Consider the following 22,052-nt stretch of genomic DNA (forward strand, 5'->3'; position numbering starts at 1 on the left):
CGTCTTGCAACGTTGGCGATTGGCGAAAGCAGTCGCGGCATCTGATCTCCCCCCTTGCGGGGGAGATGTCCGGCAGGACAGAGGGGGGTGCCTTGGTGCCGACCTCAACAGTCATCGCTCGTCAGGAGACCTTCCAATGAGCACCGCCACCCGTTCGCTGCCCCGCACCATCGGCGCCCACACGATCCTGCTGACCTATACGGCGATCGCACTGTTTCCGGTGATCCTGGTGATCATGAATTCGTTCAAGTCCCGCGCCGGCATCTTCAGCGAACCGCTGACGCCGCCGACGCCAAAAACCTTCGACCTGATCGGCTATACCACCGTGATCGGGCAGGGCGACTTCATCCACTATTTTCAGAACAGCCTCGTCGTCACCGTCGCCTCGCTGTTCTTCGTGCTTCTGTTCGGCGCGATGGCGGCGTTCGCGCTATCGGAATACCGCTTTCGCGGCAACACGCTGATGGGGCTTTACCTCGCGCTCGGCATCATGATCCCGATCCGGCTCGGCACCGTCGCCATCCTGCAATTGATGGTGGCGAGCGGGCTGGTCAACACGCTGACGGCGCTGATCCTGGTCTACACCGCGCAGGGGCTGCCGCTGGCCGTCTTCATCCTGTCGGAATTCATGAAGCAGGTGTCCGACGATCTGAAGAATGCCGGCCGCATCGACGGCCTGTCGGAATACACCATCTTCTTCCGGCTGGTGCTGCCGCTGGTGCGGCCCTCGATGGCGACGGTCGCCGTCTTCACCATGATCCCGATCTGGAACGATCTGTGGTTCCCGCTGATCCTGGCGCCGTCGGAAGAGACCAAGACGGTGACGCTCGGCGCGCAGCTTTTCCTCGGCCAGTTCGTCACCAACTGGAACGCCATCCTGGCGGCACTCTCGCTGGCGATCATGCCTGTGCTGACCCTCTACGTCATCTTCTCGCGGCAGCTGATCCGCGGCATCACATCCGGAGCCGTCAAGTGAGCGGAGCCCTACAAATCTCTGCTGGAGCCTTCACCCCACCCGGCGCTGCGCGCCGACCTCCCCATCAAGGGGAGGTAAAAGGTCGTGGCTTCATTCACGACCGCCAGGGGGCGACTTTCGGAGAAGCTTCTTTGGCAGCGAGGGTGTTCGCGCCAGCGTCCTACCTCCCCTCGATGGGGAGGTCGGCGCGAAGCGCCGGGTGGGGTGACACCCTCTCAGCAGGAACAACTGGAACATCTGGAGTAGTTAGGTGACCTCTAAATCGCCCCTTCGTGTCGTCGTCGCCGGGCTCGGCAATATGGGCCGTAGCCATGCGCTGGCCTACCACACTAATCCGGGCTTCGAGATCGCGGCCCTGATCAACCGCTCCGACGTGCCGTTACCGGACGGGCTGTCGGGCTATGGCATCAGGCGCTCCTTCGACGACGCGTTGCGCGATGAAAAGCCGGATGTCGCCTGCATCGCCACCTATTCCGACAGCCATGCCGACTATGCGGTGAAGGCATTCGAGGCGGGCTGCCATGTCTTTGTCGAAAAGCCGCTGGCAACGACGGTCGCCGACGCCAAGCGCGTCGTCGCGGCGGCCAAGGCCAACGGCCGAAAATTGGTGATCGGCTACATCCTGCGCCACCACCCCTCCTGGGTCAGGCTGATCGCCGAGGCGCGCAAGCTCGGCGGCCCTTACGTGTTTCGCATGAACCTCAACCAGCAATCGTCAGGCCCGACCTGGCAGACGCATAAGCAACTGATGCAGACGACCTCGCCGATCGTCGATTGCGGCGTGCACTATCTTGACGTCATGCTGCAGATCACCGACGCCAGGCCGGTCGAGGTGCGCGGCATGGGGCTGCGGCTGACCGAGGAAATCGCGCCGACCATGTACAATTACGGCCATCTGCAGGTGCTGTTCGACGACGGCTCGGTCGGCTGGTACGAAGCGGCCTGGGGACCGATGATTTCGGAAACGGCGTTCTTCGTGAAGGACGTGATGTCGCCCAATGGCTGCGTGTCGATCGTCATGAAGGAAGGTGTGAGGTCGGACGACATCGACACCCACACCAAGACCTCGACCATCCGCCTGCACAGTGCGGCGACCGGCGCGGACGGCAAGTTCGCCAGGCCGGACGAGATGCTGTCCATGGAAGGCGAACCCGGCCACCAGGACCTCTGTGACCTCGAACAGGCCTTCGTGCTGAAGGCGATCCGGGAAGACATTGACCTGACCCGCCACATGGACGACGCGGTGAAATCGCTCGCCGTCTGCCTTGCCGCCGATGAGAGCGTGCGCAGCGGCGCCCCAGTTAAGCTCTGGTAGGGCAAACTCTAGAACAAGGACGAAGCCGTGGGCTCGCTGGTAATCGAGAATGTGAAGAAGGCCTTCGGGCCGGTCGAGGTGCTGAAAGGCATCAACCTCGAAGTGACCGACGGCGAATTCGTCGTCTTCGTCGGCCCATCTGGCTGCGGCAAGTCAACCTTGCTCAGGGTCATCGCCGGGCTGGAGGATTCGACCTCCGGCAGGGTGGTGATCGACGGCGCCGATGTCTCGGCCACGCCCCCGGCAAAACGCGGCATTGCCATGGTGTTCCAGACGTACGCGCTCTACCCGCATCTGACGGTGAAGAACAATATGGGCCTCGGCCTCAAGCAGGCCGGCACGCCCGCCCCGGAGATCGAACGCCGCATCGGCGTCGCCTCGTCGATGCTGTCGCTGGAACCGTATCTCGAGCGGCGGCCGGCGGAACTGTCGGGCGGCCAGCGCCAGCGCGTCGCCATCGGCCGCGCCGTGGTGCGTGAGCCAAAACTGTTTCTCTTCGACGAGCCCTTGTCGAACCTCGATGCAGCGCTGCGCGTCAACACGCGGCTCGAGATCGCGCAGCTGCATCGCCGGCTGAAGGCAACGATGATCTACGTCACCCATGATCAGGTCGAGGCGATGACGCTGGCCGACAAGATCGTCGTGCTCAACGCCGGCCAGATCGAGCAGATCGGCGGCCCGATGGAGCTTTACAATTCGCCGGCAAACGAGTTCGTCGCCGGCTTTATCGGCTCGCCGAAGATGAATTTCATCGACGGCGCCAGATTGGGCGAGACGGCCAAGACGATCGGCGTGCGGCCGGAGCATCTGACCGTGGATCCAAGGTCCGGCGCCTGGAAGGGAACGGTGGTGCATGCCGAACATCTCGGCGCCGACACCAACCTCTATCTCGACTGCGAAAAGGCCGGGCTGATCACGGTGCGCATTTTCGGTGTCTACGACGCGGAGCCGGGCGCGACGCTGTATGCGACGCCCGAGCCGGGGAAGACTTATCGATTCGGGGCGGACGGCAAGACGATCAAGTAATCCGCTGCGGGCAGTACCGCGATCATACCGTACCGAGCAGCACCGCGCCGTGGATCGCCGCCTGCCAGCCCAGGGCCGCCCAGCGTATGTCCAGAGGCTCTACAACAAGCGAATGCGGCAGGCTGTCCGCGATGCGCTGCTTGAGCGCCTGGCGGGGATAGGACTTCATGTCGACAATGCCGCCACCGATCAGGATCGTCTGCGGGGAAAACAAAGCGGCTGCCGTTGCGATGGTCACCGCCTGCTGCCAGACGATCTCATCGAGCCATTCGCGCAGCGACGGCGGCTGCCCGGGCGCCGAAAACAGCTCGGCAACCGGGATATCGTAGTCCGCGGCAAGGTCGACAAGCGTTGCCCCTGAGGCGTAGGTCTCGACGCGGTTTGGCGGTCCGCTTTCGTCAGGCCGGTAGATCGGCATATGGCCGATTTCCAGCGCCCAGCCGCCGCCCCTGAAAATGCCGTCCTTGCCGAGATAGGCCGCACCGATGCCGGTGCCGAGATAGACCGCCAGCACTTCCTTTTGCCGCTTCACTGCGCCGGCGACGCTTTCACCGAGCAATTGCAGCACGACGTCGCGTTCGAGCCGCACGGGAACGCGGAGCCGCGATGCCAGTTCCGTACCCAGCCGGATGCCGTTCAGCTCGCGAATGTTGGCCGTGTGCAGCACCGTGTCGAAGTCGCGGTCGATGAACCCAGGCACCGTCGCAACGACCCGTGCAGGTTTGAGCCCGGCATCGCGGCAGGCTGCGGTGACCGCATCGGCCAACCCCGCCACAGGCGCGCCCTTGCGCAGTTGCGCGGTCGGGTAGGTGCGGGCAAAATCCACCGGGATGCCGTGGTCGGCAAAGCCAACCTTGACCGACGTGCCGCCGATCTCGACCACGGCGATCGTGTCGTCCATCGTTTGATGCGTCATGCGAGCGGTTCCAGGAATTCCGAAAGACAGGCGCGGAATTCCAGCCGGTAGGCGGCGCGATCCTGCGATTTGGCTGTGATGGTGCAAAGCCGGGCCGACGGAATGAGTCCGGCCAGCGTCTGTGCGTCGGCCAGGCGATGCACGAGGTCATGGTCATGGCCGATGACAAGAGTCGGCACCGCGATAGCGCGGATGTCCGCCTCGCTCACGCCGGGACCATCGCCGGCGATCGCCGAAAGCAGCCTGCCGAACAGAACCGGGTCCGGGCGAGTGAAGAAGCCTTGCAGGCTGCCGAGATTGTCCGGCGCCAATCTGGCCAGTTCGCCGGCAACAGCGCTGTCATCGAACAGACGCCTGGCGTCTTCAGGCGAATGCCGCATCAAGAGATCGCCGACGACGGCATAGGGCCTCATATTTTCCGGAGCCGCCTGGGCTACCCAGGCGGGCCGGGCGAGCACCAAAGCGCGCACACGGGCCGGCCTATGCACTGCCAGGCGCAGCGCCAGCGCCGCGCCCATCGAGATGCCGCCGACGACGGCCGGGCCGAGGCCGAGTTCGTCGGCCAGCGCTTCGACGTCTTGGGCAAACGTCGCAACCGAAAGCCGCTCGACCGGCCCGTAGCTGGATCCGCCCTGGCCCCGGCATTCGAGCGTCACCCGCCGGGTCACCGGCAGATCGGGAAACACGTCGGCAACCTGCGCGTCGTCGCCGCCTAGGCCGTGCTGAAAGATGACGGGAAGCCCGGCGCCGACGTCCCGGTAGGCAAGATCGACGCCATCGCGGCTGAAGGTCTCTTTCACGCGCGCTCGCTCGCTTCCAGCACGGTGCGCAGAAAGGCGCCCACGCCGGGCGCCTCGGCCTCTGTCAGGCCATGCGTGATCAGGGGTCCGTCGAAGCCAGCGGCTTTCAGACGGCCGATGAAATGCGGGAAGTCGACAACGCCATGTCCGGCCGCGGCAAAGCTGCCATCGGCATAGCGGTCCTTGGCATGCGCCATGCCGATCTCGGCGGCCAGCAAGCCGACGGCCTCGTCGATCAGGCGATGACGCTCCGCGCTGTCGGCCACTTCGAACAGATTGGCCGGGTCGAGCACGATGCGCAGCCGCGTGCTGTTCATTTCGTCCAGCAGGCGGCGTGCGGCCCGGGCGTTGGAGACGACATTGGCCAGTTCCGGTTCGATGCCAAGCTCGATGTCGAAGCGCTCGGCAATCGCAATCGCCGCTTCCATGTCCATCCGCAGATCGCTCCATGCCGCCTCGCTCGCATTGTCGGGATGCCAGCGCCACTGATCCTGCGCATCCTTTGTGCCGGTGCACAGCGTGATCAGACGGGTGCCCATATCGGCGCATGACGCGGCCAGGACCTCAAGCCGGGCGAGTCCCTGGATGCGAACCGAGCGATCCGGGTGGATCATGTTGTAGGTTCCCGAAACCGCCGCGATCGAAACGCCGGCCTCGCCGCTCGCCTCAGCGACGGACCGGGCCGCGCCGAGCTCAATGCTGTCCGGCATCGACGGCAGTCCAAGGCACGCCATGTTGAACTGCGCCGCCGTGTAGCCGCCGTCCGCGACCGCGCGCAGCACCGGCAAGGCGCCGGTGGTGGCGAAGGTCTTGGCGAAAATCCCAAGCTGCATCACACGACCCCGTCGACATCGGCCAGACGGACGGCGCGGCCGCCGGCAGCGGCCGAGCGGGCGATGGCCGCCATGCCCCTGACCGAGGCGATGCCGTCCTCGATGCCGGCGCCGATCATCGGCGCGCCATTCAGTACGACATCGGCAAAGCCTTCGAGCTGCCGGCGATAGAAGTGGCCATCCGCGCCAAGCGTCCGGTGCCAACTGCCATCGGCCTCGCGGAAAATGTCGACCTCGCTGCTCTTGTAGTACCAGGGGTTATAGGTCTTCGCGAGAACGCTGCCGTTCTCGCCGTAGATCTGGAACCCTTCGTGCCAGTCCATGCGCACGGCGACCGTCAGGTCGAGATGGCCGATCGTGCCGTCGGCGAAGATGGTGGTGATGAACCAGCAATAGGCGCCATAGCGCTCGGTGAGCCGGGCCTCCACCGCCTCGATCGGCCTGTGCAGATGGCGCGCCGTATCAAGGAGATGGCTGCCATGCGCCAGCATGTAGTATTGGCGCAGATCCGCCTTGGGATTGACGGCAGGCTTGCGCGCCTTGGCGCTGGTGATGATCAGCGGTTGCACCGCATCGGTCATCGGGTAGCGGTGGGTGCTGTCGCAGTACCAGCCTTTGAACGCCAGCCGCTCGCCCATTTCGTCGTCGACGAAAGCCTTTGCCGCCTGGATGCCGGGATCGAAGCGCTTCATATGGCCGACCTGAAGCACCTTGCCGCTCTTGTCGAGCGTGGCCCGCAAGCCTTCGACCTCCTCGACCGAAACGCCTAGCGGCTTTTCGCAAAGCACATGCTTGCCGGCATCGAGCGCCAGTTCCGCGGCCTTGACGTGAAAAATGTCCGATGTCGCGATGATGACGGCATCGAGATCGGGATCGGCCAGCATCTGGCCGTAGTCGGCATAGGATTTTTCGGGCGCGTAGGTCGCGGCCATCCTGTCGCGCAGATCGTCGGCGACATCGCAGATGGCATGGAGATCGGCATTGCGTGCCTTGGTGCAGGATTCGAAATGCGCTGCCTGCGCAATCGGACCGCAGCCGAGCACGCCGACGCGCAGCCGCTTTTCGTCTTTGCGAGGCATGGAATCTCTCCTGATTAGCGCGCGGCGAGGCCGCGAAGTTGAAATTGCGGATCGCCCGACAAAGCTGCCTGATGCAGCAGACAGGCAGCGCCCAATGCCGGACCGTCGGCGCCGACGCGCGACAGTTCCACTGTGGGAACGGGATAACCTTCGGCCAGGAAGTCCGAGAGGAAAGCTTCCACCCGTCTGGCGACAAAGGGATAAACCGCATTGACCGAGCCGGAGAGGATGATGCGCTCCGGCTGCAAGGTGCAGGCAAGCGTCGCCAGGCCGCGACCGAACCAGAGCGCCCAGTCGCGCGCCGTGGCAACGGCTGGCGGATCGCCGTCGGCCAATGCCGCCACAAACTCATGCAGGCCGGCGCGCAGTCCGCTTATGTGCAAATAGCGAGCCAGCAACGCATCCTTGCCGACATAGGATTCCAGCCGCCCCGGGCGCTTCGCGTCGAAGACAAAACCTTCGTCGCCAATGCGAAGATGACCGATTTCGCCGGCGCCGCCGAGCCGGCCGCGATGCAGCCTGCCGGCATTGATGATGCCGCCGCCAACGCCGTTCTCGATCAGGATGACCAGAGCATCCTCGTCGTCCTTTCCTGGCCGCGACCGGTATGTCTCGGCCACCGCCACGGCATTGGCATCGTTTTCCAAGAGGATTGGAAAGTCCGCGCCAAAGGCAGTGCGCAAAAGTTCCGCCAGATTGACCCCGTGCCAGCCAAGGATGGTGGCATGGTATGAAATCCCGTCGGCGGCGGGGAAGCCGGGCACGGCGACATTGAGCCCGTAGGGGCGCGTGCCCGCAGGCAATTGTGAGCGGATCTCGGCGACGAGTTCCCCGATGATGTCGACCGCGGCTTCAGGCGTGCTGCCCGGGCCGGCAAATGCCCTAGAGGCGCTCGCACGCCGCGCGACGGCAAGGTCGACAGCCACGGCTGCGATCCAGTTGACGCCGATATAAGCGCCAAGGAAGAAGCCGCCATTGCCGTCGATCTCGACCAGGATACCGGGACGGCCGACCCGACCCTCGCTATCCTGCTCGTCATCCGCTCCATCCGACCGCTCGCGCGCCAGACCGGCTTCCGTCAGCCCCAGCACCAGGGCGCCGGTGGTCGACCGGGTCAGGCCGAGATCGCGTGCGAGCGCCGCTCGGCTCAACGCGCCGGCACGAAACAGCGCCGCAAGTGCCCGCGTTTCGTTCGGCCGAAGATCGGTCGACACCAGCACGTCGTTCTCCGCGATTTGTTTGATTGCCATACTAATAGATTTTTTATGCGATTTGAAAGGGTCAAACGGGGCGCACTGTAACAAAATGTTCGGCGTTCTGAATCTGTTGACCCAAGTTTCAAACGATAATTTGTATCAAAAACTTACAAATTGACATGGGAGGATGCGATGCCGGTTCTAGCGCCATTGTCACCCACCAGGCCAAAAGCCTCGCTCTCATGATGTCGAGCGAGACATTGTCCAGCGCGCGGACGGCACCGAAATCCTTCACAATATGGGGACATCTCTTCGAATGCAGGCTTGTCGGTCAGCCTGGCCCGCTTTGCGATCAGAGATCGTCGCCGTCTCTCCAGCAGGCGATCAGATGACCGTCGCCGGCCTGCCTGATGGGCGGTTGCGCCTTTCGGCAGTCGGGCAGGGCCACGGGACAGCGGCTGGCGAAGGCGCATCCGGAGGTCTCGGCATCCTGCGCGGCGAGGTCGAGCTGAGCCGGAACCTTCGGCGCCGTCTCATCCGAGGCTGCGGCCAGAAGCAGCTTCGTATAGGGGTGGTTGGGCCCGCGAAAAATCTGCTCTGACGAACCGGTCTCGACCAGCCGGCCGCGATAGAGCACGCCAATCCTGTCGGCCATGTAGCGCACCACCCTGAGGTCGTGGCTGATGAACAGATAGGTCGTGTCCTTGTCGCGCTGCAGATCGTTGAGCAAATTGAGTACCGTCGCCTGCACGGAAACGTCGAGCGCCGAGGTCGGCTCGTCCAGCACGACGAGCTTCGGCACGCCGGCGAAGGCGCGCGCAATGGCCGCCCGTTGGCGTTGGCCGCCGGACAGCGAGCGCGGCTTCTGGTCGACGGTCGCGGCGGCTAGACGGACCGAGGCCAGCAGATCGCCGACGCGCTGCTTCACCTCGCTGCGGCGCAGGCCAGCCAGCCGCCGCAGCGGACGGCCGAGAATCCTGCCTATCCGCTGGCGCGGATTGAGCGTGCGATCGGGTGACTGGAAAACCATCTGCACGTCGCGCCGTTCGCCTGCACTTCTCTTCTCGACGCGCGCCGCGACCGGGCGGCCGAACAGTTCGACCGATCCGGCGTTCGGCACCTGAAGGCCGGTGACGATCCTTGCCAGTGTCGACTTGCCGGACCCGGATTCGCCGATCAGCCCGAATGTCTCGCCCTGGCCTATCTGCAAATCGATGTCGTGCAACACAGGCTGTGCGCCGAAGGCATGGCTGATGCCTTTGCAGGCGACGGCAATCGGGCGCGGGGCTTCCGGCTGATCACTGTGGACAGGCATCGACGGTTCGGCCGCGTGCGTCTCCGCAAGCCTGCCGTCGCGCTTGGTGAAGTTGAGCGCCGGGATCGAGGCGATCAGCGCCTTTGTGTAGGCGTGAACAGGGTTCTCGAAGACATCGTCCGCGACGCCGCTCTCGACCACCGTTCCCGACTGCATAACGGCCACCCGGTCGCAGGCGCGGCGGACCATGTTGATGTCGTGGCTGATCAGCAAGACGCTGGTTTTGTGGTCGCGCCGCAAATCCTGCAGGATGGCGATGATCTCGGACTGGACGCTGGCGTCGAGCGCCGTCGTCGGCTCGTCCAGCACCAGCAGCGACGGGTCGAGCGCGATTGCGATGGCGATGTTGGCGCGCTGCTGCATGCCGCCGGATAGTTCATGCGGGTAAAGATCGAGCACCCGCTCCGGATTGCTCACCCTGACGCGACCGAGCAGTTCGGCGGCGCGACCGCGGGCCTCGTCCGAGCGAACCGGGCGATGCCGCATGATCGTCTCGGTGATCTGCCGGCCAATCGTCATCGCCGGATTGAGTGCCGCGCCCGGATGCTGGTAGACGGCTGCGATGCGGTCTCCCCTCAGCCGGCGAAGCTGCTCGGGCGAGAGATCACGGATCTCGTGGCCCTGGAACTCAAGCGCCGACGCAGCGACCCGGGCGTTGCGCGGCAGATAGCGCAATATTGCGAGCGCCACCGAACTCTTCCCCGATCCGGACTCGCCGACAAGGCCGAGTGCTTCGCCTTCGCCGATAGTGAGCGACACACCGTTGACGGCCGGATGCGATGTCCGGCGCCCATCATAGGCGACGGTGAGCTGTTCGACCTTCAGAACCGATGACGACATGGGGCCTTGAAACCACTTTCTCCCAGCGCCGCCATCGAGGGCAATCGCTTCCGCTTTCACAATGCACAATCTCGATAAAATTACTCGAATTAAGCTGGAGCGCAATCTACCTTTCATCGCTCAGGAGAGATTGTCGCAGCCGGTCGAGGCGTCGCGACGGTTCCTTGGAGCAGTTCTGCAAGGAGGCCGACATGGCACGCGACCACATGATCCTCAGCGCGTTTTTCTTCAACCCGCAGGGCGATCATCGTATGTCATGGCGCCATCCGCGCGCGCCCGGCCGCGAAGTGCTCGACTTCGACTTCTACCGCGATCTCGTCCAGTCTGCCGAGCGCGCCAGGATCGATACGATCTTCGTCGCCGACCATGTCGCGATCTGGGATTCCGTACAGAGTGGCGTAGCCCATTACGCCAATGCCCGCCTGGAACCGCTGACGCTGTTGTCGGCGCTTGCCGGCGTGACCAGGCATATCGGCCTCATCACAACCGCCTCGAGCTCCTACAGCGAGCCCTACAATGTCGCCCGCATGTTTGCCTCGCTCGACCATATCAGCAAGGGCAGGGCGTCTTGGAATGTGGTGACGTCGGCCATGGACGAGGAGGCCCGCAATTTCGGCCGCGACGGCAATATCGAGCACGCCTTTCGGTATGAGCGCGCTACCGAATTCCTCGATATCGTCAAGGCGCTGTGGGACAGCTGGGAAGACGAGGCGCTACTGATCGACAAGGCAACGGGCTATTTTGCCGACCCAGACAAGGTCCATCCCGTCGACCACAAGGGCAAGCATTTCAAGGTGCGCGGACCGCTCAATGTCTCGCGCCCGCCGCAGGGCCATCCGTTGATCGTCCAGGCCGGCTCGTCCGAGGACGGCAAGAATTTCGCTACTGCGCACGCCGATGCGCACTTTGCCATCTACAGCAGCAAGGAAGACGGCATCAAATACAGGCAGGACATCAACGAGCGCCTCGCCCGTTACGGCCGCAAGCCCGAGAGCTTCAAGATCCTGCCGGGCATCCTGCCGATCGTCGCAGCTTCCGAAGCGGAGGGACGCGAGCGGCAGGAGTATCTGCAGAGCTTGCTTCCCGATCGGGTCGGCATCGACCTTCTCTCGAGCTGGAGCGGCGTCGATCTCTCCGTATATCCGCCGGACGGCCCGCTGCCGCCGCTGCCGGACGAGAGCACCTTCAATGGCGGTCGCACCTCGCTCAATCGCGTCAAGGAATGGTCGAAGCAGAACCTCACTCTGCGCGAGATCGCTCGCAAGCTCGCCAACAGCGGTTCGGTGCCGACCGTCGTCGGCACACCGAACCAGATCGCCGATCAGCTGCAGGACTGGTTCGAGGCAGGTGCCGCCGACGGCTTCAACCTGATGTTCCCGCTGCTCCCGGAGGATTGGGTGAATTTTGCCGAGCAGGTCGTGCCGGAACTGCAGCGCCGCGGCGTATTCCCCACCGAATATGCGCCGGGGACGCTGCGTGATCGTTTCGGCCTGGCTCGGCCGGCCAACCGCTTCGCCGAACAGCGCGACAATGTGCGCGCCGTATCCTGACTTGGGGCAACTGATATGACCGCAGCGCCAAAACTTCAGCCCCGCGAAGCCACGGCTCCGCAGCTCATCAATGTTCTGCACAGCCCCAAGCGCATACGGGTCAAATTCGCCGGCCGCACCATCGCCGACAGCCGCAACGTCCTGGTGCTGCGCTCCAACCATTTTCTGCCGATCTATTTCTTCCCGGCCTCCTCGGTGGACCGCTCGCTCTTGAAGCCGTCCGAGCATCGCCAGCCGCATCCAGTCGGCGGCGAAACCACCTATTGGGACCTGGAGACGGGATCGAAAGCTTCTCCCAATGCGGCCTGGTCGTTTGTCGCGCCGCCGGATGAAAGCCTGTCGCCACTGGCCGGCCGCATCGCCTTCACCTGGAAAGCGGTCGACCAATGGTTCGAGGAGGAGGAAGAAGTCTTCGTCCACGCCCGCGATCCATACGCACGCATCGATGTGCTGCAGAGTTCAAGTCACGTCCAGATCTGGTTCGACGGCGAAGTGATCGCCGACAGCCATCGCCCGGTGCTGCTGTTCGAAACGCATCTGCCGACGCGTTTCTATTTGCACCCGGACGATGTCAGGCTCGACCAGCTGACCGCTTCGGACAGCACGACGCGCTGTCCCTACAAGGGCATCGCCTCCTACTGGTCGGGCCGGCGCGCCGACGGCTCGGTAAGCCCCGATGTCGCCTGGAGCTACCGCGATCCCATTGCCGAAATGCCCAAGATCAGGGGCCTCATCGCCTTTTACCCGCAAGCCGTCGACCGCATCCATCTCGACGGCGAACCAGTCGCTTAAGCCATTCAACAGTCATTTCAGACAGGGGTTTCAAAATGACCAAACGCAACGACATCGATACGCTTCGCAATCTGTCCGGCGACATCTGGAACGTCGCCGTCGATGAGCACCAGGCCGGCTTCCTCAAGCGCCGCGATCTCCTGAAATACGCAGCCTTGATCGGCCTCACCGGCTTTGCCGCCTCGCAGGGACTTGTTGGTTTCGGCACGGCGCGCGCTGCCGGCGCCGGCGGCACGGTCCGCGTTGGGCTGGGACAGCCGACCAAGGCGATCGATCCCGTCTCCATCACCGATCCGGCCAGCATCGGCGTCATCAGCCAGGTCGGCGAATATCTCATCCTCGACGATCCCAAGGACGGTCTGCAGCCCAAGCTCGCTCTGTCGTGGGAGGCCGACGAGACGGCCAGCCGCTGGACCTTCAAATTGCGGCCGGGCGTGAAATTCCACGACGGCCGCACCGTCACCGCCAAGGATGTGGTGGCGAGCTTCGAGCGGCTGGTCGATCCGGCCAGCGGTTCGTCCGCTTTGTCGGCCTATAAGGGCATCCTGTCCAAGGGCGGCGCCAAGGTCGTCGACGACCAGACAGTCGCCTTCGATCTCGACGGGCCCAACAGCAACTTCCCCTTCTATGTCTCGTCCGACGTCTACAATGCCGTCATCCTGCCGGCCGACTATGCCGGCGATTTCGAGAAGAATTTCAACGGCACCGGCCCGTTCAAGCTCGAATCCTTCCGCCCCAAGCAGGGCGCCAGCTTCGTGCGCAACCCTGACTATTGGGGCGACAAGGCGCTGCCCGACCGCGTCGAAATCAAGTTCTTCGACGACGAGCAGGCGCAGGTGCTGGCGCTGCAGGCCGGCCAGCTCGACGTCATCCCGAGCACGACCCGGCTGGAATTGGCGATCGAGGGCAATCCCAACTTCAAGCTGCTCAGCGTGCAGGCAAGCTCGCATGACGAGGTGCATCTGCGGACCGACCAGGCGCCGTTCACCGACAGGCGCATCCGCCGCGCGCTGGCGCTCACCATCGACCGCGAGGCTGTGGTCAAGGGTCTGTTGAAGGGCCGCGCCATTGTCGGCAACGACACGCCGTTTGCGCCGATCTTCCCCTCGGCCGATCCGTCGGTGCCGCAGCGCAAGCAGGACATCGCCGAGGCCAAGCGCCTGCTTGGCGAAGCCGGCGTGCCGAACGGCTTCCCGGTGACGCTGACCACCGAGCGCGCCTATGACATTCCCGATTATGCCGTGCTGATCCAGAATTTTGCCAAGAAGGCCGGCATCGACATCAAGCTCAACGTGCTGCCGCAGGACGCCTATTATGGCTCGGCGAAGTTCGGCTCGTCGCCATGGCTCGATTCCAATCTCGGCATTACCGATTTTGGCCATCGCGGCACGCCCGACATCTTCCTCAATGCGACGCTGAAGAGTTCGGGCGCCTGGAACGCGGCGCATTTCAACAACCCGGCCTATGACGGGTTGCTGCTCGAATACGGCAAGGCCCGCGACCTTCAGGCGCAACGCCTTGCCGCGGGCAAGATCCAGACCTTGCTGCTGGACGAGACGCCGCTGATCATCAGCTACTTCTCGCAATACAGCCGCATCGTCTCGTCCAAGGTCGAGGGCGTCCGCTTCACGGCGATCTCGCATCTGCTGCTCGATCGCGTGACGTTCGCCCAGGCATGATTGCGAGACGTCCAGCCACTCCGGGCACTAAAATCCGATGCTGACCGGCCGCACTGTGTCGGTGCGGGCAGCCTCGCTTCTGCTCACGCTGTGGCTGGTCAGCATGCTGGTGTTCTTCGCCGGGCAGGTTCTGCCCGGCGATGTCGGTCGCCTCATGCTCGGGCCGTTCGCCGATGCCGAGGCCGTCGCGGCGCTGAACAGGCAGCTCGGCGCCGACCAGCCGGTGCTCGTGCAATACTGGCACTGGTTCAGCAGCGTGCTGTCAGGCGACTTCGGCACCTCCCTGTCGTTGCGTTTGCCGGTGGCGCCCTTCGTTCTGGAAAGCCTCAAGCGCTCGGCGGCCCTTGCCGGAATTATCCTCGTCTTTCTGTTGCCGCTGGGCATCGGCGCCGGGATCGTCGCCGGTTTCAACCAGGGCCGCTTTATCGACCGCCTGATCGTACTCGCCGGCGTGTCCTTCGGCATCGTCCCGGACTTCGTCTCCGGCCTGCTGTTGCTCATCGTCTTCGGCCTGTGGCTGAACTGGTTCCCGATCACCGGCGCTGCTCCCGATGGCGCCGGGCTGTGGGTCAGTGGCTATTATCTGATCCTGCCGGCGCTGCCGCTGGTGCTGAACCTTGCCGGCTACATCACCCGCATGACGCGGGCCGGTGTGATCGAGGCGCTGGCCGCCGACTATACGCGCACCGCCGTCCTGAAAGGCCTTGAGCGTCGCGAAATCCTCATCCGGCACGTGCTGCGTAATGCGCTGACGCCGACCATCGCCGTGCTGGCGACGCAGACCGGTTACATGCTTGGCGGGCTGGTGGTGATCGAAGCGCTGTTCGGCATACAGGGTCTCGGCAATCTGGTGCTCAACGCCGCCAAGTCGCGTGACTTCCCGATGCTCGAAGCCGGCGTGCTGGTCATGGCGACCATCTTCGTGCTGTCGGCCGCGGCAGGCGATCTCGTGAATGCCTTGCTCGATCCGCGGCAGCGCCGCCGTGTCTCGCCATGATGGAACTGATGGAATTGCCGGAGCGCCGTACGCTGCGGTGGCGGGCAGCAAGTCGCATCCGCGAGACTGTTTCGCAGCTGCCGCCCTCGGTCATCATCGGCTCGCTGATCCTGCTGTTCTGGGTCGGCTGTGCCGTGTTCGGCAGCCTGTTTGTGCCCTACGATCCCTATGCCGAGGATTTCCTCGTCATGCTGGCGCCGCCTGATGCCGCGCACTGGTTCGGCACCGACCAGCTCGGTCGTGACGTGCTGTCGCGCATCGTCGTCGGCTCGCGTGACATCCTGCTGGTCGCGCCGGCAGCAACCCTGCTCGGCGTAGCCGCCGGCAGTGTGCTTGGCCTCGTGCTCGGCTATTTCGACGGGCTGATTGACGCCATCGGCGCCAGGCTGCTCGACACGCTGATGGCTTTTCCCTTCATCGTGCTCGTCACCATGACGCTGGTCGCGCTCGGGCCGTCCAACCTCACCGTCATCCTGGTGATCGGCATCGCCTATGCGCCGCTGGTGGCGCGAACGGTGCGCGCCGCCGTGCGCGAACAGCGCGAGCGCGACTATGTCAGCGCCGCCCGTCTCGGCGGCGAGAGCGCTCTTGCCATCATGTTCCTCGAGATCCTGCCCAATGTCAGGGAGACCATCCTCATCGAACTGGTCACACGGCTCGGCTACGCCTTCTTTTCAATCGCCACGCTGAGCTTTCTCGGCCTCGGCATCCAGCCGCCTTCAGCCGATTGGGGGCTGGCCGTGGCCGACGGCTACGGCTTCCTGACCGGCGGCAAATGGTGGGTGGTGATCTTCAACTCGGCGGCCATCGTCTCGCTGGTCATGGCCACTAATCTGATCGCGCAAGGCATGGGCGCCTTCGAAAACAGCGACCGGTGAAGATCGGCGCTCACCAAAGCTGACGCGCAATTCAGGACCGTGCGCTAAAATCGCTCCTTGTGATTCGGCCCGGATCGGGCATCAGAACAAGGAACGGCATGAGCAAGGCTCTCTCCACATTCGCACTGGTCGCGGTGTTCACCGCATTGCTCATGGCGCTCAGCCTGGCGGTTGCCCGGCACGGCTATCCCTATGGCGCGATCGGGGTCCGGCGGCTGGACGGCATCGCCGATGCTGGCTCGTTCCTGCCGCTCGCCGCCGTCTATTTCTTCAGCGCCATGCTGATGATGATCCTGCCGATCCGCGCCGCCGGCATCGTGCTCACCCATGCGGCGGACGCGCTGTTCTTGGCGGTGATCGCCTTGTTCGCGACCATTGTCGGCTGCCTCGTCGCCCGCTGGGCCTTCGGCCAGAGCAGTGTGTTATGGGCGCTGCTCAACTGGCGCTTTCTGTTTGCCGCGGCAATCGTCGGCTGTCATTTCACCATGAACGAGCTGCGCCGTAACATCCTGCTCAGAAGCCTGTTCTTCGTCATCTTCGCCGCGGCAACGCTGGCTTGCCTGTTCTGGACTTTTCCGAGCTGACAGCGGCCTGCTTCATATCGTCCGTTTTGAGGTCGCGGCTTTCACAGCAGCGCGCCATCGGCTATCCAGTCCGCAGCTAGACGTCAGGCCTCACAGTGTCGTCATTTGTCTGATAAATGATTCAGGCATACGGCACCCCCAGCGAACCAATACAAGGAAACCGCGACATGACCCTGTTTCGTAAAAATCTGATCGATGGCGAGTGGGTGGGCGAAGCCGGCTCGCGCAACATCAACCCGTCCGATACCGGCGATGTCGTTGGCGAATATGCCTCGGCCGGTGCCGAACAGGCCAAGCAGGCCATCGCGGCGGCCAAGGCTGCTTTCCCGGCCTGGTCGCGTTCGGCGCCGCTGGTTCGCCATGCCGTGCTGAAAAAGGCGTCGGACGAGATCATGGCGCGCAAGGAAGAGATCGGCCGCGCGCTGTCGCGCGAAGAGGGCAAGACGCTGGCCGAAGGCATTGGCGAGACCATCCGCGCCGCCCAGATCTTCGATTTCTTCGCCGGCGAGACGCTGCGCCTGTCGGGCGAACTGGTACCCAGCGTTCGGCCCGGCGTCGGCGTCGAGATCACCCGTGAAGCTGTCGGTGTCGTCGGCATCATCACGCCATGGAATTTCCCGATCGCCATTCCCACCTGGAAGATCGCGCCGGCGCTCGCGCACGGCAACACCATCGTCTTCAAGCCGGCCGAACTCGTCCCTGAAAGCGCCTGGACCATCGTCGACATCCTGCACCGCGCCGGCTTGCCGAAAGGCGTGCTTAACCTGGTCATGGGCAAGGGCTCGGTGGTCGGCCAAGCCATGCTTGACAGCCCCGACCTCAACGCCATCACCTTCACCGGCTCGGTCGGCACCGGCAAACGTGTGGCTGCGGCCAGTGTGGAGCACATGCGAAAGTTCCAGCTCGAAATGGGCGGCAAGAACCCGATGGTCGTGCTCGACGACGCCGACCTCGCCACGGCGGTCGAATGCGCCATCAACGGCGCCTATTTCTCGACCGGCCAGCGTTGCACGGCCTCTTCCCGGCTGGTGGTGACCGAAGGCATTCACGACCGCTTCGTCGCCGCGCTCAAGGAGCGACTGGAAAAGCTCGTCATCGGCGATGCGCTCGATGCAAAGACGCAGATCGGGCCGGTCGTCGATGCGAGCCAGCTGAAGCAGGACGAGGACTATATCGCCATCGGCAGCCAGGAAGGCGCCAACCTCGCTTTCGGCGGCGAGCGACTCGATCGCGAAACGCCCGGCTTCTATCTCCGGCCGGCGCTGTTTACCGAGAGCACCAACGCCATGCGCATTTCGCGGGAAGAAATCTTCGGGCCGGTAGCCAACGTCATTCGCGTCAAGGACTATGACGAGGCGCTTGCGGTTGCCAACGACACCCCCTTCGGCCTGACCTCCGGCATCTGCACCTCTAGCCTCAAGCATGCCACGCATTTCCGGCGCAATTCCGAGGCCGGCATGGTGATGGTCAATCTGCCGACCGCCGGCGTCGATTTCCACGTCCCGTTCGGTGGCCGAAAGGGATCGAGCTACGGCCCGCGCGAGCAGGGCCGCTATGCCGCGGAGTTCTACACCACGGTGAAGACAGCCTATACATTCGCCGGCTGATCGACGGGTGACCCGATGGCAGCGGCGAAAGAGGCCCTGACCTGGCTCAACCCGCCGCCGCACCATGCCTTCGGCGATGGCATCGTGCATGTGCGCACCGGCGGGGAAACCGACTTCTGGCGCGAAACCTTTTACGGTTTCTGGCGTGACAATGGCCATTTCCTGTATCGGCCGGTCGAGGGTGACTTCAGCGCCGAAGTCACCGTCAAGGGCGACTACAAGGTGCTCTACGACCAGGCCGGGCTGATGCTGCGGCTGAGTGAAACGCACTGGATCAAGGCCGGCATCGAATACACCGACGGGCTGGCTTACTTTTCGGTGGTGGTCACCAACGACACCTCGGACTGGTCGCTGCTCAGCATTCCCACCGGCCCCGACGGCGTGCGCATCCGGCTGACCCGCCATGCCGAGGCGATCCGCATCCAATATCTTGATACCACCGATGGCAAGTGGAAGCCGGTGCGGCTGGCTTATTTCCCGATCTCCAAATCCGTCGATGTCGGCATGATGTGCTGCTCGCCGCAGCGCGAAGGGTTTGAGGTAACATTCTCCGGCTTTACTGTCGGCCCGCCGATTTCCAGGCAATTGCACGACTGACGGCCATATCGATGGCGGACTAACCGTCTGCCTGATGCTGGAAGAACTGCAAAAACAGCTCCCGTTCGGTGGTTATGTCGAGCTTCTCGTAGATGCGGCGGCGGTGGTTCTTCACCGTGCCGACGGCGATGCCGAGCCGTTCCGCGATGTTGGCGGTCGGATGTCCCGCCAGGATCAACTGCACCAATTCCCGCTCGCGCAGCGACAGCTCCGGCCACAGGCTCGCCGGGATGGTCGGCTCCTGCCGGGGCGAGGCGCCGGGGCCGGTCGGCGCCCATGTGCGAGAGAACTCGGTGCCGCGCGCCTTGATGTCGAGCGCATGCAAGGCCCCGAACACCGGCAGCCGCTCGTCCAGCAGGGCGATCTCGCTCTCCTTGAAGGTGGAGGTCGAGCGGTCGAGGAAGATGCCGAGGCACCAGTCGCCGCCATCGGCCAGCATGATGCCGACCTCGTCGCAGATCTCCGACTGCGCCAGGAAGCCGGCTATGTACTGGCCCCGTTTGGCTTCGTCGTCGGCAAGCCGCTTCAGCGGCAGGATGCCCAGCCGGCGTTCACGCCGCCACGAGGCATAGAACGGGTCGAAGACGTAGTAATTGTCGAGATAGCGCCGGACCATCTCGTCGGAGAAGCGCCGGTGCTTGATGAATTCCGGCGTCTGCGTCGCCGAATATCGGGTCACGGTGACGAGATCGTGCTCGATATCGGCTCCGATCAGGTCAATCAGGCAGTCGACATGCCTGTCCGTACCGGCGGCGGCAATCGCCCTGGCGAGCGGCCCCCAGATATTGCCCATGCGCATGCCCTTTTCTCGGCGATCCCGGTCCGGCAGTCATTGTGTCTTTTGGCATATGGCGCAAGGCCGCCCAAGGAATCTAGCTTGAGCCATCCTAGAGCAATCCTGAGGCGACCGTGACCCAACCCAACCTCACCAGCCCCATCGTCGGCAATCCAATCGTCATCGGCATCGACGCCGGCGGCACCATGACCGACACGATCCTTGTCGACCAGGACGGCCACTTCAAGATCGGCAAGTCGGCAACCACGCCGAAGAACGAGGCCGAGGGTTTCCTGGCCTCGGCCGAGGATGCGGCCGATGCCTGGGGCATCTCGCTGGAGCAGCTCTTTTCCGGCGTCAACGTCGTGCTCTATTCCGGCACTGGCATGCTCAACACGCTGCTGTCGCGCACCGGCCGCCGACTCGGCCTGATCACCACCAAGGGTCTGGAAGACATGATCCTGATGGGCCGCGGCCTGCAGGCCTGGGCCGACTATTCCTATGCCGACAGGCTGCATGCGGTCACCCACCACCATCCCGATCCGCTGGTGCCACGCCGCCGCACCCATGGCGTCACCGAGCGCATCGACCAGTTCGGCGACATCGTGCTGCCGCTCTACGAGCATGAGGTCGCGACTGCAGCCAGGAAGCTGATCGCCGACAAGGTCGAGGCGATCTGCATCATGACCATCTTCTCGCACGTCAATCCGGTGCACGAGAAGCGCATCGCCGAGATCTGCCGCGAGGAAGTGCAGAAGGCCGGCGCCGACATTCTCGTCTACACCAGCCACGAAGTCCGCCCGGTCATTCGCGAACAGTCGCGGCTGAACTCGGTGCTGATCGAGGCCTACGCGACGTCGCGCGGCCGCAAGCAGCTTAGGGGTATCGAGGACGTCTCGAAGAAATACGGCTTCAAATACGGCGTGCAGACTTTGCTCTCCTTTGGCGGCCTGACCTCGATCAATCATCCGCGCCTGCACGAAACCATGATTTCGGGCCCGATCGGCGGTATTCTCGGCGCGGCCTATGTCGGCAAGCTCATCGGCAACGACTCCCTGATCTGCTCGGACATGGGCGGCACCTCCTTCGACATGGGCGTCATTTCGCGCGGCCAGACGCGGATCGAGAACGAGCCGCTGATGGACCGTTTCAAGCTCAACGTGCCGACGCTGCATCTCGACACGATCGGCGCCGGCGCCGGCATGATCCTCAAGGTCGACCCGCTGACCAAGAAAGTCTCGCTCGGGCCGGAAAGCGCCGGTTCCGACCCCGGCCCCATCTGCTTCGCCAAGGGCGGCACTGAACCCACCATCGCCGATTGCGACGCCATACTAGGCCGCCTCAACCCGTATTATTTCCTCGGCGGCAAGGTCGTCTTGCAGGTCGAGAAGGCGCGCAAAGCGTTTGAGGAAAAATGCTCCAGCATCCTTGGCGTCGGGGTCGAGGAGGCTGCCGAAGGCATGATCGACATGCTGGAAGCCGATGCCAACAACGCGCTGCGCCGGGTCATTTCCGGCCAGGGCATCCATCCCTCGGAATTCACGCTGCTGTCCTATGGCGGCTCGGGTCCGCTGCATCTGGCCGGCTGCTCCAGGGGCATCGGCTTCAAGGACATCATCACCTTCCAGTTTGCCGCCGCCTTCTCGGCCTTCGGCTGCACCACCGCCGATTTCATGCGTCGGCATTCGGTCTCGACGCAGCACGACATCGGCGCCCGCGCAAGCGATGACGAGCTGCTCGCTTTCGGCAAGAAGGTCACCGACGTCTGGAATGATCTCACCAAGGCGGCGGTCGACGAGATGATCAGCGACGGCCATATCAGAGACAAGATCAAGACCGTGCCGTTCCTGATGATGCGCTACACCGGCCAGCTCGAGGATGTCGAGGTCATGGCACCGCTTGCCGAGGTCAATTCGGCTGACGACATGCGTAGGGTCATCGACGAGTTCGAGGCGGTCTACGCCAAGGTCAACCATCGCGTTTCGCGCTATGGCGAAGCCGGCTTCACCATCACCGAGCTCGGATTGATCGCCACCGCCGACAAGGTCAAGCCGGTGCTCTTGAAGCGCCCGCTCGGCAAGTCGGCCCCGGCAGCAGCGCACAAGGGCGTGCGCGAGGCCTATATCGGGGGACGCTGGCACAAGGCCAATCTCTACGAGATGGACCTACTGCAGCCCGGCCATGAGGTGATCGGTCCGGCCATCATCGAACATCCCGCCACCACGCTCGTTGTTCATCCGCAGGACCGTGTCCACGTCGATGAGTGGACGCTGCTGCATTACACCCATTCTTGAAAG

General features: G+C 63.9%; 19 protein-coding genes. 12 read left to right on the forward strand and 7 right to left on the reverse strand.

Annotated elements, in window-relative coordinates; genetic code table 11:
• The first annotated feature begins 136 nt into the window (after positions 1–136).
• From X730_RS149970 to X730_RS149960, 3 genes are all read left to right on the forward strand, one after another.
• The gene (locus X730_RS149970) at positions 137–976 is read left to right on the forward strand and encodes a carbohydrate ABC transporter permease (RefSeq protein ID WP_023745182.1); all 840 of its coding nucleotides are present in this window, start codon (positions 137–139) and stop codon (positions 974–976) included.
• A 250-nt stretch (positions 977–1,226) separates the two neighbouring features.
• A complete protein-coding gene (locus X730_RS149965; protein WP_023826471.1) occupies positions 1,227–2,291 on the forward strand; it encodes a Gfo/Idh/MocA family oxidoreductase in 1,065 nt (354 codons plus the stop codon).
• Between the two features lie 27 nt (positions 2,292–2,318).
• On the forward strand, positions 2,319–3,317 hold the full coding sequence (locus tag X730_RS149960) for an ABC transporter ATP-binding protein (protein WP_023668840.1): 999 nt from the start codon (positions 2,319–2,321) through the stop codon (positions 3,315–3,317).
• Positions 3,318–3,339: 22 nt separating this feature from the next.
• On the opposite strand, the gene X730_RS149955 is transcribed toward X730_RS149960, so the two are convergent.
• From X730_RS149955 to X730_RS149930, 6 genes are all read right to left on the reverse strand, one after another.
• Positions 3,340–4,233 (reverse strand): ROK family protein, encoded by an 894-nt coding sequence (locus X730_RS149955; RefSeq protein WP_023826472.1) that lies wholly within the window; start codon positions 4,231–4,233, stop codon positions 3,340–3,342.
• A complete protein-coding gene (locus tag X730_RS149950; protein ID WP_023826473.1) occupies positions 4,230–5,033 on the reverse strand; it encodes an alpha/beta hydrolase in 804 nt (267 codons plus the stop codon). Before X730_RS149950 ends, X730_RS149955 begins: the two co-directional genes overlap by 4 nt.
• The gene (locus tag X730_RS149945) at positions 5,030–5,866 is read right to left on the reverse strand and encodes a sugar phosphate isomerase/epimerase (protein WP_023826474.1); all 837 of its coding nucleotides are present in this window, start codon (positions 5,864–5,866) and stop codon (positions 5,030–5,032) included. Before X730_RS149945 ends, X730_RS149950 begins: the two co-directional genes overlap by 4 nt.
• A complete protein-coding gene (locus X730_RS149940) occupies positions 5,866–6,945 on the reverse strand; it encodes a Gfo/Idh/MocA family oxidoreductase (RefSeq protein ID WP_023826475.1) in 1,080 nt (359 codons plus the stop codon). The genes X730_RS149945 and X730_RS149940 overlap by 1 nt, the downstream gene beginning before the upstream one ends.
• Positions 6,946–6,959: 14 nt before the next feature.
• Positions 6,960–8,195: an ROK family transcriptional regulator gene (locus X730_RS149935; RefSeq protein WP_023826476.1), complete on the reverse strand. Its 1,236-nt coding sequence runs from the start codon at positions 8,193–8,195 to the stop codon at positions 6,960–6,962.
• Between the two features lie 298 nt (positions 8,196–8,493).
• Positions 8,494–10,296, reverse strand: a complete 1,803-nt coding sequence (locus tag X730_RS149930; RefSeq protein WP_023826477.1) for an ABC transporter ATP-binding protein — start codon at positions 10,294–10,296, stop codon at positions 8,494–8,496.
• Positions 10,297–10,487: 191 nt separating this feature from the next.
• Here X730_RS149930 and X730_RS149925 point away from each other — a divergent pair, with 191 nt between their 5' ends.
• From X730_RS149925 to X730_RS149890, 8 genes are all read left to right on the forward strand, one after another.
• Positions 10,488–11,846, forward strand: a complete 1,359-nt coding sequence (locus X730_RS149925) for an LLM class flavin-dependent oxidoreductase (RefSeq protein WP_023826478.1) — start codon at positions 10,488–10,490, stop codon at positions 11,844–11,846.
• A 15-nt stretch (positions 11,847–11,861) separates the two neighbouring features.
• Positions 11,862–12,638, forward strand: a complete 777-nt coding sequence (locus X730_RS149920; protein ID WP_023752407.1) for a DUF427 domain-containing protein — start codon at positions 11,862–11,864, stop codon at positions 12,636–12,638.
• Between the two features lie 35 nt (positions 12,639–12,673).
• On the forward strand, positions 12,674–14,317 hold the full coding sequence (locus tag X730_RS149915) for an ABC transporter substrate-binding protein (RefSeq protein WP_023826479.1): 1,644 nt from the start codon (positions 12,674–12,676) through the stop codon (positions 14,315–14,317).
• 37 nt (positions 14,318–14,354) lie between these two features.
• Positions 14,355–15,314 carry an ABC transporter permease gene (locus tag X730_RS149910; RefSeq protein WP_031197002.1) on the forward strand — a complete coding sequence of 320 codons (960 nt, stop codon included), beginning with the start codon at positions 14,355–14,357 and terminating at the stop codon, positions 15,312–15,314.
• The gene (locus X730_RS149905) at positions 15,311–16,192 is read left to right on the forward strand and encodes an ABC transporter permease (RefSeq protein ID WP_023826481.1); all 882 of its coding nucleotides are present in this window, start codon (positions 15,311–15,313) and stop codon (positions 16,190–16,192) included. Before X730_RS149910 ends, X730_RS149905 begins: the two co-directional genes overlap by 4 nt.
• A 98-nt stretch (positions 16,193–16,290) precedes the next feature.
• Positions 16,291–16,776, forward strand: a complete 486-nt coding sequence (locus tag X730_RS149900) for a hypothetical protein (protein WP_023826482.1) — start codon at positions 16,291–16,293, stop codon at positions 16,774–16,776.
• A 167-nt stretch (positions 16,777–16,943) separates the two neighbouring features.
• Complete coding sequence (locus tag X730_RS149895; RefSeq protein WP_023826483.1) at positions 16,944–18,383, forward strand: aldehyde dehydrogenase family protein; 1,440 nt, start codon at positions 16,944–16,946, stop codon at positions 18,381–18,383.
• A gap of 15 nt (positions 18,384–18,398) precedes the next feature.
• Positions 18,399–18,980 carry a DUF1349 domain-containing protein gene (locus X730_RS149890; RefSeq protein WP_023729654.1) on the forward strand — a complete coding sequence of 194 codons (582 nt, stop codon included), beginning with the start codon at positions 18,399–18,401 and terminating at the stop codon, positions 18,978–18,980.
• A 19-nt stretch (positions 18,981–18,999) separates the two neighbouring features.
• Here X730_RS149890 and X730_RS149885 read toward each other — a convergent pair whose 3' ends face one another.
• Positions 19,000–19,779 carry a LuxR C-terminal-related transcriptional regulator gene (locus X730_RS149885; RefSeq protein WP_023729653.1) on the reverse strand — a complete coding sequence of 260 codons (780 nt, stop codon included), beginning with the start codon at positions 19,777–19,779 and terminating at the stop codon, positions 19,000–19,002.
• Between the two features lie 110 nt (positions 19,780–19,889).
• Between X730_RS149885 and X730_RS149880 the strand changes: the two genes are divergently transcribed.
• Positions 19,890–22,049 carry a hydantoinase/oxoprolinase family protein gene (locus X730_RS149880; protein ID WP_023826484.1) on the forward strand — a complete coding sequence of 720 codons (2,160 nt, stop codon included), beginning with the start codon at positions 19,890–19,892 and terminating at the stop codon, positions 22,047–22,049.
• Positions 22,050–22,052 lie beyond the last annotated feature (3 nt).

Origin of the sequence: Mesorhizobium sp. L103C131B0 (assembly GCF_000502275.1) — a bacterium.
GTDB lineage: Bacteria > Pseudomonadota > Alphaproteobacteria > Rhizobiales > Rhizobiaceae > Mesorhizobium.

What these genes read in the sequence shown, in the direction of transcription:
- X730_RS149970 (WP_023745182.1), top strand. Translation starts at nt 137, where the DNA reads ATGAGCACCGCCACCCGTTCGCTGCCCCGCACCATCGGCGCCCACACG.
- X730_RS149955 (WP_023826472.1), bottom strand. Translation starts at nt 4,233, where the DNA reads ATGACGCATCAAACGATGGACGACACGATCGCCGTGGTCGAGATCGGC.
- X730_RS149945 (WP_023826474.1), bottom strand. Translation starts at nt 5,866, where the DNA reads ATGCAGCTTGGGATTTTCGCCAAGACCTTCGCCACCACCGGCGCCTTG.
- X730_RS149940 (WP_023826475.1), bottom strand. Translation starts at nt 6,945, where the DNA reads ATGCCTCGCAAAGACGAAAAGCGGCTGCGCGTCGGCGTGCTCGGCTGC.
- X730_RS149935 (WP_023826476.1), bottom strand. Translation starts at nt 8,195, where the DNA reads ATGGCAATCAAACAAATCGCGGAGAACGACGTGCTGGTGTCGACCGAT.
- X730_RS149930 (WP_023826477.1), bottom strand. Translation starts at nt 10,296, where the DNA reads ATGTCGTCATCGGTTCTGAAGGTCGAACAGCTCACCGTCGCCTATGAT.
- X730_RS149925 (WP_023826478.1), top strand. Translation starts at nt 10,488, where the DNA reads ATGGCACGCGACCACATGATCCTCAGCGCGTTTTTCTTCAACCCGCAG.
- X730_RS149920 (WP_023752407.1), top strand. Translation starts at nt 11,862, where the DNA reads ATGACCGCAGCGCCAAAACTTCAGCCCCGCGAAGCCACGGCTCCGCAG.
- X730_RS149915 (WP_023826479.1), top strand. Translation starts at nt 12,674, where the DNA reads ATGACCAAACGCAACGACATCGATACGCTTCGCAATCTGTCCGGCGAC.
- X730_RS149910 (WP_031197002.1), top strand. Translation starts at nt 14,355, where the DNA reads ATGCTGACCGGCCGCACTGTGTCGGTGCGGGCAGCCTCGCTTCTGCTC.
- X730_RS149905 (WP_023826481.1), top strand. Translation starts at nt 15,311, where the DNA reads ATGATGGAACTGATGGAATTGCCGGAGCGCCGTACGCTGCGGTGGCGG.
- X730_RS149900 (WP_023826482.1), top strand. Translation starts at nt 16,291, where the DNA reads ATGAGCAAGGCTCTCTCCACATTCGCACTGGTCGCGGTGTTCACCGCA.
- X730_RS149895 (WP_023826483.1), top strand. Translation starts at nt 16,944, where the DNA reads ATGACCCTGTTTCGTAAAAATCTGATCGATGGCGAGTGGGTGGGCGAA.
- X730_RS149890 (WP_023729654.1), top strand. Translation starts at nt 18,399, where the DNA reads ATGGCAGCGGCGAAAGAGGCCCTGACCTGGCTCAACCCGCCGCCGCAC.
- X730_RS149885 (WP_023729653.1), bottom strand. Translation starts at nt 19,779, where the DNA reads ATGCGCATGGGCAATATCTGGGGGCCGCTCGCCAGGGCGATTGCCGCC.